The organism is Fibrobacter sp. UWP2 (assembly GCF_900141705.1).
Taxonomy (GTDB): Bacteria; Fibrobacterota; Fibrobacteria; order Fibrobacterales; family Fibrobacteraceae; genus Fibrobacter.
This window is the reverse complement of record NZ_FQYM01000003.1, coordinates 166,159-181,817: the sequence shown is the minus strand read 5'-3', so window position 1 is coordinate 181,817 and position 15,659 is coordinate 166,159. Positions and strand designations below refer to the sequence as shown.

Below are 15,659 nucleotides of genomic sequence, written 5' to 3'. Positions count from 1 at the left end.
TACGCGCACCTTCGCCTTGCCGCCCGCGATGTACACGGAACCGCCCTGGCTGGACCACTTCTTGAAGCCCTCCCTGGGGTGGTATGCTGCACCGCCGAGCTGTTCCCTTTCGGCCAGGAGTATCGCCTCCACGAGCCTTGCGCCCATCTCCCTCGACAGCGCGTCAAGGCAGCTTTTCCCCTGTTCGGCAAGGTCGGCCAGAACCACCCCGATACTGGTCGAAATGTCGATTTCTTCGCGGCGGACGATTGACAGTTTTGGGGTTCTTTTTGTACTTTTCATCATGGTGGTTATCCTCTTGCTTGGTGTTTTTTTGCTGAACCAAATTTACAAGTTGGAGACCACCTTTTTCTTTTTGGTTGCAGAAATTTCAACTAACTTTGGGGCATCTTCCCGAGAATATCCCAGTTCTTGAGGGCATTGGCGTCGTTCAGCACCTTGTCGTACAGTTTTTTCTGGTAGGCAAACGACTCGGTCGAAATCACCTTGGTGCCGTTCTTTCGCATCTGATCGGCATAGCCCTTGGTAAAGTTGTAGATTTCGTCGGCGCTCCAACAAGCCCATTCACCGCACCAGTCCGGTTCGTTACTGATGGAGATGGCATACAGAGGAACACCCTGGTTCTTCATGTAAGCGGTAAAGCTGTTCAGGTGATCCACGTACTTCTGGTAGTTCGAAGCGGCCATGTGCTGGTTAGCACCCGCATAAGGCGAAGTCCACGGAGTTGCATACAAGATAAAGTCATCACCGGCCACAGCCTTCGCATACTTTGCAGCCTGCACTTCCTTATTGAAATCGTTCGAACTTGCATACACCGGAATGCGGAGCGTGTTGAGGCCAATCTGGCCATCGCCCGTACCGAACGCAAGCTTGGCATCGGCTTCGGAAAGGCCGCCACCGCCCTGCCACTGGTTATGCACCATGCCACCAAACCCGCGAATCACCTGGTGTTCGTCGGTAACATCGACATTGACTGTACTTGAGAAAACCGCAGTAGATGCGGCCATAATCCCACAAAGCGCCCTAAGCGCTAGTTTCTTATTCATAAGAACCACCCTTGTCAACACAGAGTGTGCTGATTGCACACTCCCAAACTTAAAAATACCCCTTAAAAAGGCTTTTTTCTAACCAAAACGAATTATTTCATTGACTAATTGTCAATAGTGGACAAAAAAAAAGTCCCCCGAAGCGAAATGCCTCGGGGGACTTTATGACGCCGTAAGGGCGCCGGTTTGGATGTGTGGTGTTTAGGGAGCTCTTCTACTTTGCGGTGGCCATGAACTTCATTTTACCGTCCATGGAGCGCAACATGTAAATTCCTTTGTTAAATCCGGCATCGGTCAGCGCCTGGGAGGCCGTTTTGCCCTGCATCTCGACCGTCCCCACCATCTTGCCCGTCACGTTGAACACGCGGTAGGTGCTGGTAACGGCATGGTTGAATTGGGCAACCTTGCCAATGGCCTGCGGACTAATAGGCTCGGTATCTTCAGCGTCCTTGCCTTCGAGAATGTTGAAGTAGTCAATATCGAACCAGGAGCCGACAACCGTGAGCCTCAGAACATGTTCACCCGCGGGGAGCGTGATGTTGGCCTTGACCTTGTTGTAATCTTCGTAATTTTCTTCGCCCGAACTTGCAGCGGGCACGGAGATTTCATCGGTAATATCCGTCCCGTCGAGGCTAAACTTGAAGCTGGAGGTGTTGCCCGCAGCAGCGACAGCGGCATAGAGCGTGTAGTCGCCGGCCTTTGCCACGTTGATGGTATATTCGAGCCATTCGCCCTCGGTATTGTAGCCCACCACGACGCCGGTCGCCTTCTTGTAGAGGTCCACTCCAGTGCCGTCGCGGAGGTCGCTATCGCCGTGGTTCTCGGAATCAGATTCATTGTAAGAATCGACATCGCCACCGCGGCCCGTACCCGGTTCGTCGAAGTTTTCCGCCTCGATCTTGCCCGGCACCACCCATGCCTTGCCACCGAACGGCTTCTGCGGTTCAGGAGGAGTCGTGCCGCTTCCTTCGAAGCCCCACGCCTTGATGGCCATGGTAGAATCCCTGCTGCCCTTGAACACCAGGAACACCTGTTCCACGATGCCCTTGAGGCCAGTAACTTCGCAGGAGTTTTCGGCAAAGGTATTCTTGTTGCCGGTATTCTTGAGCGTGCAGGTGCCGGCGAGCGTACCCGTCGCAGAACCCGTATGGATTTCGACCTTGTCGCCATCAGCCGTGCTTGCGGCCTGCACCACGAAACCAGTGGCAGCGGTACCGAAGTCCACACCACTCACGCGAATCCACGATTCCTTCGTGGAAAGCGGGAGCAACAGGTGCTCGGCGACCTTGCCAGGATTCCAGTTGGAACGGCTACGAATGCCCTTCTGCTTGGAGCAGGTGAGTGCCGGATACCAGTCATACGGATCGAAGTTCTCAATCTGCTTCGGACCTTCCTTCGTGAAGGTCAGTTCCTTCATAGTGCCGTCGCCATTGTAGTAGAATTCATCCACGCTCACGCTGCGATGGAATGCAGGCACCGGATTCGCCTGACCGTCATCGGCAGGAATCTTTTCCAGGCCGTCATAACCATTCGCGATGCGACGGTCATGGTAAGCGACATACCAATGGCCCTTGAATTCGGCAATGCCATGATGGTTGTTGTTGTTCGCGTTGATGTTTTGGCCGCCAATGCTCGGGTTACCCATGAAGATGCCCTTGTATTCGTAGGGGCCCATAGGTTTATCAGACATACCGTAAGCAATGCGCAAGTCGGCCGTACTGTAAGAGAGATAGTACTTGCCCTTGTACTTGTGGATGTACGAGGCTTCCATCGCCTTCGGGCCACCGATTTTCAGGTGAGTCTTAGAACTCACATCGAAGCCCTTCATGTCGGAATTGAACTTATAGATGTTGAAAATATCGTTGTTGTTGTTTGCTGCCGGACGGCTATCGCTACTACCGCCACCAAAGGTGAAGTAACCCGTGCCGTCGTCATCGAAGAAAATACCCGGATCAAAGCACCAGCCGATGCCGTCGCAGTCCGCAAGGCCGCCACCCCAGTTGTTGATGAGTTTCTTGCCACCCGAGACAGGGTTCGCCCACGGGCCGGCAATGCTGTCGGCAGAGATGAGGCCCACGCCGCCACCACCGCCATCGGGAAACACGATGTAGAGTTTGCCATCCTTGGGGTTCACCGCAATGTCAGACGCCCAGATATCACCGATTCCGTCCACCTTGCGCGCATCGTAAATGATGCCGAAGTCGGTCCAGTTCTTCATGTCCTTGGTACGGAAACCATAGAGGGCCTTGATGTTGTAGCCGTTGGCATTGGCTGCCGCCGGGTCGTCAGAGTCCGTGATGACGTAGAAGTAAGTGTCATCGGCGGCAGCACCCGGGTCCGCCAGGTAATGATATGCAGAAATAGGGTTGTCTGCGAGAGCGTACATGCCGGCGCCCGCCAAAAGGCATGCGGCAGTCAAGCTTTTTTTCAATCCCATAAAATCTCCTTAGGAGAATAATACTCCCCCTATGTCTTAGAAAATAACTTCGCCCGGGATTCAAATCCCGGGCGAAGTTCAAGGTTTCATGGATGTTTTATCCACAGGAAACCGCATTTTTACGCAGATTTCCGCTATTTTGTTACGCTAACGCGGCTAACAGCACCAGTCGCACGGTTGCGAATCAGGCTCACACCGTAGGCGCCCTTCTGGGAGCCCATCTTTTGCCACAAGGCAGAAGCTTCAGCCGCATCGTGCGCCTTAAAGTTCGCCACAAGTTTTCCCTTGAGGTCAAACACGTCGAAGCGGACCATTTCGGAGGCATGCATCACAGCAACAGAGCCATTGAGGCCTGTCGTCCCGCCGCCAATGGGATCCGGATCTGCTTCGCCCTTGTTCACAAAGTTGATGTAGTCGATGTCCATCCAGTCACCCATGACGGTGAAGCGGAGAATGTGTTCACCGGCAGGGAGGGTCACGTCGGCAGAGACCTTGCTGTAGTCATCGTAGTTGTCTTCGCCAGAAGTCGCCTGCGGGACAGAAACCGTCTTGGTGATATCGTCGCCATCGATGGAGAGCTTGAATCCAGAAGTCGCATTGGCAGAGGCCACAGCAGCATACATGGTGTAGTCGCCAGCCTTGGCGATATTCACGGTGTATTCGAGCCATTCGCCGGCCTGGTTGTAACCCACGACATAACCCGTAGCCTTCTTGTAGATATCGACGCCGGTGCCTTCGCGGTAGCTCTTGCCGCCGTTGCTTTCGGCGCCATGGTCATCAGCATCGTTGTCGCTATAGGAATCGACACCCGCACCGCGGCCCGTACCCGGTTCGTCAAAGTTTTCCATCTCGATCTTGCCGGGGATCGCCCAGGCCTTGCCGCCAAACGGCTTCTGCGGTTCCGGAGGCGTAGTGCCACTGCCCTCGAAGCCCCATGCCTTCACGTACATGGTAGAATCCTGGTTACCCTTGAACACGAGGAACAGCTGGTTCACGATGCCCTTGAGGCCATCGACTTCGCACTTGTTCTCGGCATAGGTATTCTTGTTGCCGGTATTCTTGAGCGTGCAGGTGCCTGCGAGCGTACCCGTGGCAGAACCCGTGCGGATTTCAATCTTGTTGCCGTCGGCAGCACTTGATGCCTCGACCGTAAAGCCCGTCGCCGCGGTACCGAAGTCCACGCCACTCACGCGAATCCAGGCTTCCTTACTGGAAAGCGGAATCAGCACGTGTTCGGCCTTCTTGCCCTGCACAAAATTGGAACGGCTACGGATGCCCTTCTGCTTGGAACTCGTGAGAGCCGGATACCAATCGTACGGGTCGAAGTTTTCAATCTGCTTCGGGCCTTCGTCCGTCACCTTCACCGTCTGAATCGTACCGTCGTTGTTGTAGAACATTTCGTCTACAGAAACGCTACGGTGGTAACCTTCGTTCGGTTTCGGCTGACCGTCATCGGCCGGAATAATTTCAAGTCCGTTATGGCCCTTGGCAATACGGCGGTCATGATAGACAACGTAAGAATGGCCCTTGAATTCGGCAATACCATGGTGGTTGTTGTTGCCGTTGATGCTGCGGCCGTTCATACTCGGGTCGCCGAGAATGGTACCCTTCCAGGTGTACGGTCCCATCACGTTGTTGGACATACCGTAGTCGATGGTAGGCGCACCCTGCTGCCAGCCGGTACTGTAAGAGAAGTAGTAATTGCCCTTGTGCTTGTGGATGTAGGACGCTTCGAGCATCTTACGGGTCGGGAGGTTATTCACCTTCACGTGGCTGCCGTTACCCACCGGGGCATCCTTCGCATCGTTCAGCTTGACAATATCAAAGTTGTCGGTATTCGGGCGGCTGTTGCTTTCGCCACCGCCCCATGTGACGTAGGTCGTACCGTCGTCATCGATAAAGATACCCGGGTCGAAGCACCACGAGACGCCGTCGCAACCGATGATACCGCGGCCACCAACCAGTTTGTCCTTGCCCTGGCCCACGGCGTTTGTCCACGGGCCGTCAATAGCAGGCGCCTTGATGTAGCCGATACCACCGCCACCGCCATCGGGGAACACGATGTAGAACGTGCCGTTATGCACCGCAATACCGGATGCCCAAATATCGTTAATGCCGTTCACCTTGCGGGCATCATAAATGATGCCGTAGTCAGTCCAGTTCTGCATATCCTTGCTGCGGAATGCATAGAGGGCGTAAATCTTGTAACCATTGGAATTGTACGGAGCCGGGTCATCGGAGTCCGTGATGATGTAGAAATATTCATCGTCAGCTGCCGCACCGGGGTCAGCGAGATAGTGATAAGTCGAAATCGGGTTATCGGCAAAAGCACTCATCCCAAGGCCAAACGCAAGAGTCGCGCCAGCAATGGTTTTTGCCTTCTTAAACCAAACATCCATATGTAACTCCTTTGGGGAATAACCACCCCTACCCTAAAAATAGGCTCCAAATTGGAATATTTTTTTCACACAAAAAAAGGTTTCATGGACGCATTGTCCATGAAACCCTGGATATGTGGTGTTTAGGGAGCTTTTTTGGCCTATTTAGTCACCTTGGCCATAAACTTTTTGTTTCCATTTGTTTGCTTGAGCATGTAGACGCCCTGCTGGAACCCAGCCGCCTTCAGAGCCTGAGCGGCACCCGCCTGCGAGAGGTCCACAGTACCGACCTTTTTACCCGAGATGCTGAACACGTCGTATTTTGCGACCGAGTTCGCCAGTTTTAGAGTCTGGCCAATAGCGTCCGGGCCTCCGATAGGTTCAACATCTTCGGCATCCTTGCCGGCCACAAAGTTGATGTAGTCGATATCCATCCAGTCCCCGGTCACGGTAAAGCGGAGGATATGCTTTCCGGCAGCAAGCGTCACGTTAGCCTTGACCTTGTTGTAATCATCGTAGTTCTCTTCGCCAGAAGTCGCCTGCGGGACGGCAATTTCTTCGGTAATGTCGTCACCGTCAATAGACAGCTTGAAGCTGGAAGTCGCATTAGCCGAAGCCACCGCGGCATACATGGTGTAATCGCCAGCCCCAGCCACTTCTACGGTGTATTCCAGCCATTCGCCAGTCTGGTTGTAACCCACGACGTAGCCGTTGGACTTCTTGTAGATATCAACGCCAGTGCCTTCGCGGTAGCTCTTGCCACCGTTGCTTTCGGCGCCATGGTCGTCAGCATCGTTGTCGCTGTAAGAATCGTTGCCGGCACCGTAGCCCGGTTCGTCAAAGTTTTCCATTTCAATCTTGCCCGGGATAGCCCAAGCCTTGCCGCCGAACGGCTGCTGCGGTTCGGGTTCACGCTTGGTGCCCTGGAATTCCCATTCGAGAATACCCATGGTAGAATCCTTGCTGCCCTTGAACACGAAGAACAGTTCGTCCACAACGCCTGTAAGGCCGCTCATGGCGCAGTCGTTATCGGAATAGCTGTTCCAGCCGCCCGTCTTCGTAAGTTCGCAGGTACCGGCGAGCGTGCCGCTCACGGAACCTTTGTGAATTTCAACCTTGTTGCCATCACCCACATTCGCCGCCTTGATGCGGAGGTTCTCGGCACCGTTACCGAAGTCCACGCCAGAAACGCGGATCCAGGATTCCTTGGTCGCAAGCGGAGTCAGCACATGCACCACCGGCTTACCCTTGGTCCAGTCGGTACGGCTGCGCACGTTCCTTTGTTTGGAACTGGTCAAGGCCTTGTAGGTCCTGTAAGGGTCAAAATTCTTGATTTGCTTGGGGCCTTCACGCGTAAAGGTGAGCTTGTTCATCTTGTCGCCATTCCAGGTGAGTTCGTCGATGGACACGCTTCTGTGGTTTTCCTTGTTCGGCGAGTTGGTGCACTGGCCCGACTGGGTGCAGGAACCCGGATGTTCATCCGCGGTGACCAGGCGGCGGTCGTGATACACGGCGTACCACTTGCCCTGGAATTCGGCAAAGCCCTGGTGGTTGTTGCCGCCCTCGTTATGGGCATCGGGCACAGAACTGATTCCGGGAATGACCGTACCAACGAACGTGTAGGGGCCCGTGATTTTGTCGGCCATGCCGTAGTCGATGACCTGCGGAGGTGTATTGAAACTCAAGTAGTACTTGCTCCCCTTCTTGTGGATATAGGGGGCTTCGAAGGAATTCTGAGCACTGACGCGCGTCAGGGAATTCTTGTCGATGGTAATCTTGCCGTTGTTTTCGGTAAACTTGATGATGTCCAGGTTGTTGCCATAGGGGCGCTGACCGTTTTCACCGCCGCCGAAAATCACGTAGCCTGTTCCGTCATCTTCGATAAAGATGCCCGGGTCAAAACAGTGAGCAATGCCGTCGCAGCCACCGATTACGCTGGAGCCAAAGGAAGCGGCAATGTAGTTCACGCCATGGGTTTCCTTGACGGGGTCGGTATAGGGGCCGTCGATGCTTGTCGCGGTAAGCATGCCCACGCCGCTGGCGCCGTTGGGGTAAACGATGTAGATTCTGCCCTTATGGACGGCAATGCCGGACGCCCAGGTATTGTTGGGGTAATCCCCGAATTCGCGCTTGGAGCGGAAAATCATGCCGTGGTCGGTCCAGTTCTTCATGTCCTGGGAAGTGAACGCGTTAAGCCCCACGATGTCGTAATTGTAGTTCTGCTGGGGGCTGTAGTCGTCCACATCGGTCAGGATGTAGAAGGTACTGTCGTCGGCAGCTGCCGAAGGGTCCGCCAGGTAATGGTAAGTTGAAATCGGGTTGTCGGCCCATACACTCGAGCCTAAACCAAAGGCTAGGCAAATGCCCAGACTTTTTATAGCATTACTGCTAGATTTTTGCATAATCACACTCCTGTTTCCTTTAAAAATATCGCTGTAAAAACAAAAAGTGCCGCCACAGGCAGCACTTCTCATTGATAATTTGTCAACAACCCTATTTGGTGACTTTTTCGTCTTTCTGCACTTCGAACTTGCGGTAGCCGTACATCGTAATGTCGTCAATCCAGATTTCGCCACCGATGCCGCCAAAGATGGAGATGTTCGTGATGTGGCTCTTGACAGCATCCCAACCGATGTTGCCGCCGACCCTGTTGGTGTCCGCAGGCACAAAGCTGTCGGGCACAGCCACCACGTAGCGTTTCCATTCCGGAGTCAGGTCGTAGTGCACCCATGCCTTGCCGCTTTCGTAGTCCGCCGTGCTGTCTACGTTTACGTCGAACGAGAACGAGAGGTATATGCGGGCGGAATCGTTTTTCGGGAGACCCTTGGCATAAAACGCCACGGAATCCAAGTTGCTCATGTCCACGGAGCCGTCAAAGCTGTTGCCCATGAGCACCCAACCCAAGTTCGAGTCGTTCACACTCTTGAAGTAAGCGACCATGCCCTTGCGAACCTCGTCTTCTACCGCCTCGAGATCGCCTGTCGCGTGATTGAACACTCGTACAGTCCATTCATCCACGCCATCTTCGAAATCCTCGAACACGAACTGATTCGGAGTCGTGTCCTCGGGCAATTCGATGCGCACGTTCACAGAATCACCGGACCTGACATCGGCCGGGGCAGAACCCATGGACTCGTAGTCATCGGAGAGGGCCAGCACGCTGAATTCACCGGCGGGCAGACTCTTGAATTCAAAGAATCCCTGGGAGTCGGTCTTGGCATAGTAGTCCAAGCCCACAATGGCGACCATGGCGAATTTTTGACCTTCGGGGAGTTCCACCTGACCCACCACGCTGCCCGGTTCGGCCACAGTGAGGTTCAGGGAATCCACGACAATCTTGCCTTCGTCGTCCAATTCGACTGCGAACGCATCGGTGCCCTTCAAGCTGTCGTTGCCGATTTCAATACGATAGTCGCCCCTCTTGAGGGTCTTCAAAGAAACAAAGCCCTTTTCGTCAGTAGTATCATCAATAAACAAGGTGCTGTCCAGGGCGTCAACGCCCTCACCGGCAGCAACAAAATCAACCGGACGAACGCGAACGTTCATCCTCGCAGCAGGCGTACCATCAGCCAAAGTCGCAGAAAACGCGATGGAATTCTCCGTTTCCATCGACGAGCCAGCGACGCCACCATCGTGACCGCCACCGCTACACGCGACAATGGTCCCACCCAAAGCCGCCAATCCTAATTTCCACACCCGGATACTCATTTTTTATCTCCTGCGCCTTCCCCCATAATAGTATTTTCCGGAACGCCCCCTTTGCGGGCCACCGGGTAAAATGCCATCGAAAGTTGCATAACACGGTCCGGATTCTTTGCTTCGTCCACGCGTTTTTGCACCAAACGGCGAAATTCCCGCAACATATCGCCCAAATCGTCAAAGCACGACTGGTCCACAGACAAAGTCAGGGTAGAGATGTTGCGTTCTGTAACAGGAATATTGTCCAAGGCGTCGCTGGCCAAGCTCAGAACCTGGCGCTGGAAGTTGCGAACGGCCTTCGCCTTTTCGGGTCCGCCAACCGTGAGGTGGGCATCTGTAAGAGCCAGCTTGCCCGAGGCCAGCTTTTTAACCAAACCAATCTCTTTTAACGTCTCAATAGCTTCGGTAGCCTGCTCCTCGGTAATCGGGGGGCAGATGTCTCTGGCAATCTGCTTTACATTCACCACGCCGCCATTGAGTTCCAGGTAGGCGCGCACGGCCGGGATCCACCAGTTCTCAAGCATCTTGAGCTCAGCTGCCTGCAGGCTGTGGCGTTCCACGTCGCGAAGGGAAAGGGCCTTCGCCATCAATTCTTCTTGTTTAGCCTTGTCCTTGCTTACAGCTGCAGAGAAGAGCAAATCAAAGTATTCGGCCTGGCGACCCGTGAGGGCCAGGATCTCTTTGGCAGCAGGAAGCGCATGGGCGGGGAGGTGCTGCTTCTTTTGCAGCACGCGATACAGGTAGCTGGAATCCAGCCCCAACTTATCGCCCATCATGCGATAGCTGTAGAAGGGCATCTCGGCCTTGCGTCGGTCGTAGTAGTCCTTCAAAAAATCGCGGTAGTCCGCTATGTCAGAAAAAGTAACCATCAGCTATAAATTACTCATTCGAAGATAGCTTTTTTAACTTTCCTTTACACTTTTCGTGGACGTTTTATCCAAAGCTCCAGCCCTTAAAGCCCTTCCTAATGTGATGACTCGCACAGATTTAGCCTCTTGGAACCTTTTTTCCCAAAAAAAACGTCATATATTTACTCTTGGACGGCAACCACCGGCCGTGGACGGACATCAAAACAGCAGAATGAACGAAAAAGTGATCCTAAAGAAACTCAAAGAAGGCAGCCGCGAGGCGCTGGGGCTCTTATGGCAAGAGCATAGCGCCCACGTGCTGAACCTCGCCTTTAGGATGCTCAAGGACAGGGACCAGGCCGAAGACATCCTCATGGACATCTTTGTCCAAGTCCCCTCCGCCATCCAAAAGTTCAGGGGCGAGAGCGCCGTCAACACCTGGCTCTACAGGCTGACCGTAAACGCCTGCCTCATGAAACTCCGCGCCGACAAGCGCCATGGCGAACTCGAAGAGCAGCACTTGGACGTGATTACGGAGGAAGTCCTTGGCAAAGGCGATGCGCCAAGCGACTTTGACCCGGAGCTATTGCAATTAGGCCTCATGCAGTTGCCCGCGCAAACCCGCGGCATGCTGTGGCTCAAGGACGCCGAAGACCTCGACGTGAAGGACCTCGTGGACATTTACCAGATTCCCGAGGGGACCATCAAGGCCCGTCTAAGCCGAGCGAGGCACTTTGTGAAGGATTATATAAAGGAGAAATTGAACCATGGGTAACCAACTCGACTTCTCAAAACTGGAACGCCTTACGCCCCGCGAAGACTCGTGGAGCAAAGTCTGCGCCCGCCTTGATGCCGCAGCCGCAAACAACAGGGCGACGTTACTGCGCTTCCGTTTTTATTCGGTAATCCCGCTGGCCGCAAGCTTTGTGCTTGTGGGCCTCAGCATATTGCTCTCTTCCATGGGTGACGTCAAGACAAGTACCGTCCCCATGCAGAGCCTACAGTCTTCCGAGATCAGTACCTGGTACAACGAACTCGGCAACTCTAATTCAGACGGATTTGAAATTTTGGATGAATCCCAAGCCCTGAGCTATTTACAAAAGGAGAACCACCAATGAAGGACACGAACAAATTCATTTTTGCGAGTTTCATCATTCTCGCTTGCGCCGTAGGAGTCTTCCTCGGATCCCTGCTGGGCGGAGGTACAGGATGTTGCCAAAGGATGATGCAAGATGACTGCTGCAAAAAAATGATGGCGGAATGCTGCAAAAAAGGCGATGCACCCATGCCGCCCGCGCCAGGCGATATGCACAAGCATGGCGACAAGACCGCCCACCACCAAATGATGGATTCCGTTTTGCAGGTGACCCCGGAGCAGAAGGCCGCCCTGGACAAGCACCGTGCCATCATGGACTCCACATTCAAGACTTTGCGCACGCAAAAGAAGGACGCCGAGAAGGCTCTCAAGGAAGCCCTGGATTCGGGCGACGCCGCCAAGATTGACGAAGCCAAAAAGCAAATCCTCGCCGCCGATGAAGCCCTGCTGAACCAGCGCGTCGATGGCGTCAGCGAGTTCAACAAAATCTTGACAAAGGAACAAGTCGAAAGGTTCCACGCTTTCCACAAGGAGCGCTTCGAAAAGTTCAAAAAGCACAGGCACCCCATGGAACCGGGCAAGCCGATGCCTCCCGAACCGCAAAACTAAAAGCCATTTTTTGGCTTATACATTCTTCATAAACGACAGCTGCTTCGCGTTCTTGAAATAGATTTCGGCGCGAGCAGCATTGTTTTTTGCACTGCCGTAAATTTCGTCAAACACCATGGTGAGCCCCGCCACTCCAGCGCCTCTCTTGAGCACGTAAACCGCAAGTAGGTTAACGACACCGACAGACGAGTTGATGATGTCCAGGTCCGTATTGCCCAGCTGGTACGCCGCCAACTGGAAGGCGTCCTCGGAACATTCCTTGATCATTTTTTCGATGTCGCCAAGCGTATTGAACCGCAAGAACTTGAACGCCTTGAGGTACAGCATGAGCGACGTTTCAAAAATTTCCGCCTGGTTAATGGAGGCAATGCGCTTGTTCAGCGAGTCAAAAGGCTTCAACTTCAAATAGTTCGCAAACGAATCGCCGTCGAGCGAGACTTCTTCAAAGCGTCCCGAATGCACCAGCGCCTGCACCTGGCGGCGGTACTCGTTGATACCCGTGCGGATTTGGCAGAACTGTTCGTCAACCAATTCCAGCATGCCCGCCAAGCGGTTCAAATTGCGCAAGTAATCTTGCGGGATTTCAAATCCAGACTTGTAGCCCGTGTCGTGGTCCAGCACCGACCACACGTGCTGTAAAGCCGTCCGCATTTGAATTTCAAAGCGGTATTCGTTCAACTCGGGGAAATTCGGGTCCTCGTAAAGCGACTTGGGAATGCGGCAAATGTAGTGCAGCGAGCTGTAGCCAAAGCTGTGGATCTCGTGCATCTTGCGCTTATCAATGCTGTTTTCCCAGTCCACCTCAAACAGGCGATCCACAATGGCCGCAATCTTGTCCACCTCGTCGCTGTAAAACGAAATGATTCTGGCGCCAAGGATGTCGGTCAAGTCCGAAAGATGGCGATACTTGTCGCCCTTGCGTTCCAGCTTGCCCACCAGGCTCAGCTCGTCCTTAATACGGGCTTCAATGGCGTTGACGTAAAGATGGTTGTCCGCCATGGCCTTTTTGAGGATGGAACGGACCGCCTTGAGCATCGCCTCGAACATCGGGTGCAATTCGCGGAACTCTTCCACGATCATGGTGCCAGAAGGGTTCAAACCATACTTTTCAACAGAAGTTTCATTCATATTTTCTTTCCTTAAACTCGTTTACGTCATGCGTCAAAGATCTTGTTCACAAGGTCTGCAAATTCTTCATAGGCGAACGTCCCCGAAAGTTCCCTCAGGGCATGCGCCAGTCCGCGGTAATGCCAGGCGTGTTCAGACTTTCCCTTGACCGAGAACATGTCCCACACTTTGTCGCCCTTTTGCACATAGTCGCGATATATGGCGCGGGCATTGCTGAGTTTGTCTCCCAGGGCCACCATTTTGGCGTCGCGGTTTGCCTGCGTCAACCGGTCAATGGCAACTTGTTTGCGAGCATGCCAGCTCAGCTTTTCTCCAGCCTCGTCCACAAAAACGTCCGATTCCGCTTTGACGAGCTCCGCCACACGGTCTCCGAATTCGCGACGAATATCGTCGAGCGTCACGTCCGTATCCTCGACCACGTCGTGCAACACCGCCGCCGACAAAAGTTCCTGGTCATTGGTCATTGTAGAGACAATCTCCACCGCCTCCATTGGATGCACTATGTAAGGGAAGCCCTTGCCACGGCGTTCCGTGTTCGCATGGGCCTTTACCGCAAAAAAGATTGCCCTATCCAAAAGACTCGAATCCATATACTTATTAGCCATTTTCAATGAATATATATAAATCCCGCCCCCGTTAAATTTCTATTTTTACCAGCATATTAAAAAACCGCCATAGCGGAAAGGATTAAACATGTCGAAACTGACTGATTCTACGGAATGGAAGGCCCTCGAGGCCCACGCCGAAGTTGCCAAGACCTGGCACATGAAGGAACTCTTCGCGAAGGACCCGGCCCGTGCCGAGAAGTTCAGCCTGGAAGCCTGCGGACTCTTCCTGGACTACTCCAAGAACATCATCACCGACGAGACCATGGCGAAGCTCCAGGACCTCCTGAAGTCTGCGAACTTCGAAGATATGCGCCGCAAGTACTTCGCCGGCGAAAAGATTAACACCACCGAAAAGCGCGCCGTGCTCCACACCGCTCTCCGTTACAAGGGCAACGACCCGATTTGCGTCGACGGCAAGGACGTGATGCCCGAGGTCCGTGCGGTTCTCAAGCACATGGAAGACTTCACCCACCTCGTCCGCAGCGGCAAGTGGAAAGGCCACACCGGCAAGTCCATCAAGTACGTGGTGAACATCGGTATCGGCGGCTCCGACCTCGGTCCGGTAATGGTCACCGAAGCCTTGAAGCCGTATGCCGACAAGCCGATTGCCGGCGAATACTCCCCGGAAGTCTACTTCGTCTCCAACATCGACGGCACCCACATGGCCGAGACCCTCAAGAAGGTGAACATCGAAGAGACGCTCTTCATCGTCGCTTCCAAGACCTTCACGACTCTTGAAACCATGACGAACGCCGAAACCGCAAAGGCCGCCGTCCTCAAGGCCTTCAATGGCGACGAAAAGTCCATCGCCAAGCACTTCGTTGCGCTCTCCACCAACACCGAGGCCGTCGCCGCCTTCGGTATCGACACCGCGAACATGTTCGAATTCTGGAACTGGGTCGGCGGCCGCTACTCCCTGTGGTCTGCCATCGGCCTCTCCATCGCGCTCCGCATCGGCTTCGAAAACTACATGAAGCTCCACCAGGGCGCCTACGAAATGGATCAGCACTTCAAGACCGCCCCGGCCGACAAGAACATGCCGGTGATCCTCGCCCTCATCGGCGTGTGGTACAACAACTTCTTCGGCGCTTCCAGCTATGCGATGCTCCCGTACGACCAGTACCTGCACCGCCTGGCCGCCTACTTCCAGCAGGCCGACATGGAATCCAACGGCAAGACCGTTGACCGCGACAGCAAGCGCGTAAACTACCAGACGGGTCCGATCCTCTGGGGCGAACCGGGTACGAACGGCCAGCACGCCTTCTACCAGCTGATCCACCAGGGCACCAAGATGATTCCGTGCGACTTCATCGCCCCGGCCAACAGCCACAACAAGGTCGGCGACCACCACCAGAAGCTGCTCAGCAACTTTTTTGCACAGCCCGAAGCCTTGATGAACGGCAAGACCCTCGCCCAGGCCCAGGAAGAACTCCGCAAGGATGGCAAGAGCGAAGAAGAAATCGCATTCCTCGCCCCGCACAAGGTGTTCGAAGGCAACAAGCCGACCAACTCCATCATGATGGACTACGTTTCTCCGGAAACGCTCGGCGCCCTCATCGCCATGTACGAACACAAGATCTTCACGCAGGGCGTTATCTGGAACATTAACAGCTACGACCAGTGGGGTGTTGAACTCGGCAAGCAGCTCGCGAAGAAGATCCTTCCGGAACTTGCCAAGGCCGACGCCGAACTGAACCACGACAGCTCCACCAACGGACTCATCCGCTGGTTCAAGGCTCACCAGAAGTAAGCTGAAGACAAAGCATTCGAAAAGGCCACAGGCCTGTGGCACAATCAATGAACCCTAAAA

At 54.1% G+C, this 15,659-nt stretch carries 13 protein-coding genes; 4 read left to right on the top strand and 9 right to left on the bottom strand.

All coding sequences use genetic code 11. From position 1 onward, the window contains the following. The 7 genes from BUB55_RS03420 to BUB55_RS03390 all read right to left on the bottom strand — a co-directional run. The coding region (locus BUB55_RS03420) for a hypothetical protein (protein ID WP_143152881.1) at positions 1 to 285 on the bottom strand (285 nt) is incomplete at its 3' end. A gap of 89 nt (positions 286 to 374) precedes the next feature. Beyond that, positions 375 to 1,046: a glycoside hydrolase gene (locus BUB55_RS03415; RefSeq protein WP_234971785.1), complete on the bottom strand. Its 672-nt coding sequence runs from the start codon at positions 1,044 to 1,046 to the stop codon at positions 375 to 377. Positions 1,047 to 1,260: 214 nt separating this feature from the next. After that, positions 1,261 to 3,483 (bottom strand): carbohydrate-binding protein, encoded by a 2,223-nt coding sequence (locus tag BUB55_RS03410; protein ID WP_073188230.1) that lies wholly within the window; start codon positions 3,481 to 3,483, stop codon positions 1,261 to 1,263. A gap of 134 nt (positions 3,484 to 3,617) precedes the next feature. Then, entirely contained in the window at positions 3,618 to 5,882 is a 2,265-nt protein-coding gene (locus BUB55_RS03405; protein ID WP_073188228.1) for a carbohydrate-binding protein, read from the bottom strand. A 140-nt stretch (positions 5,883 to 6,022) separates the two neighbouring features. Then, positions 6,023 to 8,263 carry a carbohydrate-binding protein gene (locus BUB55_RS03400; protein ID WP_073188250.1) on the bottom strand — a complete coding sequence of 747 codons (2,241 nt, stop codon included), beginning with the start codon at positions 8,261 to 8,263 and terminating at the stop codon, positions 6,023 to 6,025. A 91-nt stretch (positions 8,264 to 8,354) separates the two neighbouring features. Continuing rightward, positions 8,355 to 9,569 carry a carboxypeptidase-like regulatory domain-containing protein gene (locus tag BUB55_RS03395; protein WP_143152879.1) on the bottom strand — a complete coding sequence of 405 codons (1,215 nt, stop codon included), beginning with the start codon at positions 9,567 to 9,569 and terminating at the stop codon, positions 8,355 to 8,357. After that, the gene (locus tag BUB55_RS03390; RefSeq protein WP_073188225.1) at positions 9,566 to 10,429 is read right to left on the bottom strand and encodes a DUF4423 domain-containing protein; all 864 of its coding nucleotides are present in this window, start codon (positions 10,427 to 10,429) and stop codon (positions 9,566 to 9,568) included. The genes BUB55_RS03395 and BUB55_RS03390 overlap by 4 nt, the downstream gene beginning before the upstream one ends. Before the next feature lie 211 nt (positions 10,430 to 10,640). Here BUB55_RS03390 and BUB55_RS03385 point away from each other — a divergent pair, with 211 nt between their 5' ends. The 3 genes from BUB55_RS03385 to BUB55_RS03375 are packed head-to-tail and all read left to right on the top strand — an operon-like array spanning position 10,641 to position 12,113. Then, positions 10,641 to 11,183, top strand: a complete 543-nt coding sequence (locus tag BUB55_RS03385) for an RNA polymerase sigma factor (protein ID WP_073188223.1) — start codon at positions 10,641 to 10,643, stop codon at positions 11,181 to 11,183. After that, positions 11,176 to 11,526 (top strand): hypothetical protein, encoded by a 351-nt coding sequence (locus tag BUB55_RS03380; protein WP_073188221.1) that lies wholly within the window; start codon positions 11,176 to 11,178, stop codon positions 11,524 to 11,526. The genes BUB55_RS03385 and BUB55_RS03380 overlap by 8 nt, the downstream gene beginning before the upstream one ends. After that, a complete protein-coding gene (locus BUB55_RS03375; protein WP_073188219.1) occupies positions 11,523 to 12,113 on the top strand; it encodes a Spy/CpxP family protein refolding chaperone in 591 nt (196 codons plus the stop codon). Before BUB55_RS03380 ends, BUB55_RS03375 begins: the two co-directional genes overlap by 4 nt. Positions 12,114 to 12,128: 15 nt before the next feature. On the opposite strand, the gene BUB55_RS03370 is transcribed toward BUB55_RS03375, so the two are convergent. Both BUB55_RS03370 and BUB55_RS03365 read right to left on the bottom strand, forming a co-directional pair. Beyond that, the gene (locus tag BUB55_RS03370; protein WP_073188218.1) at positions 12,129 to 13,241 is read right to left on the bottom strand and encodes a GTP pyrophosphokinase; all 1,113 of its coding nucleotides are present in this window, start codon (positions 13,239 to 13,241) and stop codon (positions 12,129 to 12,131) included. A gap of 26 nt (positions 13,242 to 13,267) precedes the next feature. After that, positions 13,268 to 13,846, bottom strand: a complete 579-nt coding sequence (locus BUB55_RS03365) for an HD domain-containing protein (protein ID WP_234971784.1) — start codon at positions 13,844 to 13,846, stop codon at positions 13,268 to 13,270. 88 nt (positions 13,847 to 13,934) lie between these two features. Between BUB55_RS03365 and pgi the strand changes: the two genes are divergently transcribed. Continuing rightward, the gene (pgi, locus tag BUB55_RS03360; protein WP_073188214.1) at positions 13,935 to 15,599 is read left to right on the top strand and encodes a glucose-6-phosphate isomerase; all 1,665 of its coding nucleotides are present in this window, start codon (positions 13,935 to 13,937) and stop codon (positions 15,597 to 15,599) included. The last annotated feature ends 60 nt before the right edge of the window (positions 15,600 to 15,659 follow it).

Coding starts and splice junctions, on each gene's coding strand:
- BUB55_RS03415 (WP_234971785.1), bottom strand. CDS start 1,046: ATGAATAAGAAACTAGCGCTTAGGGCGCTTTGTGGGATTATGGCCGCA.
- BUB55_RS03410 (WP_073188230.1), bottom strand. CDS start 3,483: ATGGGATTGAAAAAAAGCTTGACTGCCGCATGCCTTTTGGCGGGCGCC.
- BUB55_RS03405 (WP_073188228.1), bottom strand. CDS start 5,882: ATGGATGTTTGGTTTAAGAAGGCAAAAACCATTGCTGGCGCGACTCTT.
- BUB55_RS03400 (WP_073188250.1), bottom strand. CDS start 8,263: ATGCAAAAATCTAGCAGTAATGCTATAAAAAGTCTGGGCATTTGCCTA.
- BUB55_RS03395 (WP_143152879.1), bottom strand. CDS start 9,569: ATGAGTATCCGGGTGTGGAAATTAGGATTGGCGGCTTTGGGTGGGACC.
- BUB55_RS03390 (WP_073188225.1), bottom strand. CDS start 10,429: ATGGTTACTTTTTCTGACATAGCGGACTACCGCGATTTTTTGAAGGAC.
- BUB55_RS03385 (WP_073188223.1), top strand. CDS start 10,641: ATGAACGAAAAAGTGATCCTAAAGAAACTCAAAGAAGGCAGCCGCGAG.
- BUB55_RS03380 (WP_073188221.1), top strand. CDS start 11,176: ATGGGTAACCAACTCGACTTCTCAAAACTGGAACGCCTTACGCCCCGC.
- BUB55_RS03375 (WP_073188219.1), top strand. CDS start 11,523: ATGAAGGACACGAACAAATTCATTTTTGCGAGTTTCATCATTCTCGCT.
- BUB55_RS03370 (WP_073188218.1), bottom strand. CDS start 13,241: ATGAATGAAACTTCTGTTGAAAAGTATGGTTTGAACCCTTCTGGCACC.
- BUB55_RS03365 (WP_234971784.1), bottom strand. CDS start 13,846: ATGGCTAATAAGTATATGGATTCGAGTCTTTTGGATAGGGCAATCTTT.
- pgi (WP_073188214.1), top strand. CDS start 13,935: ATGTCGAAACTGACTGATTCTACGGAATGGAAGGCCCTCGAGGCCCAC.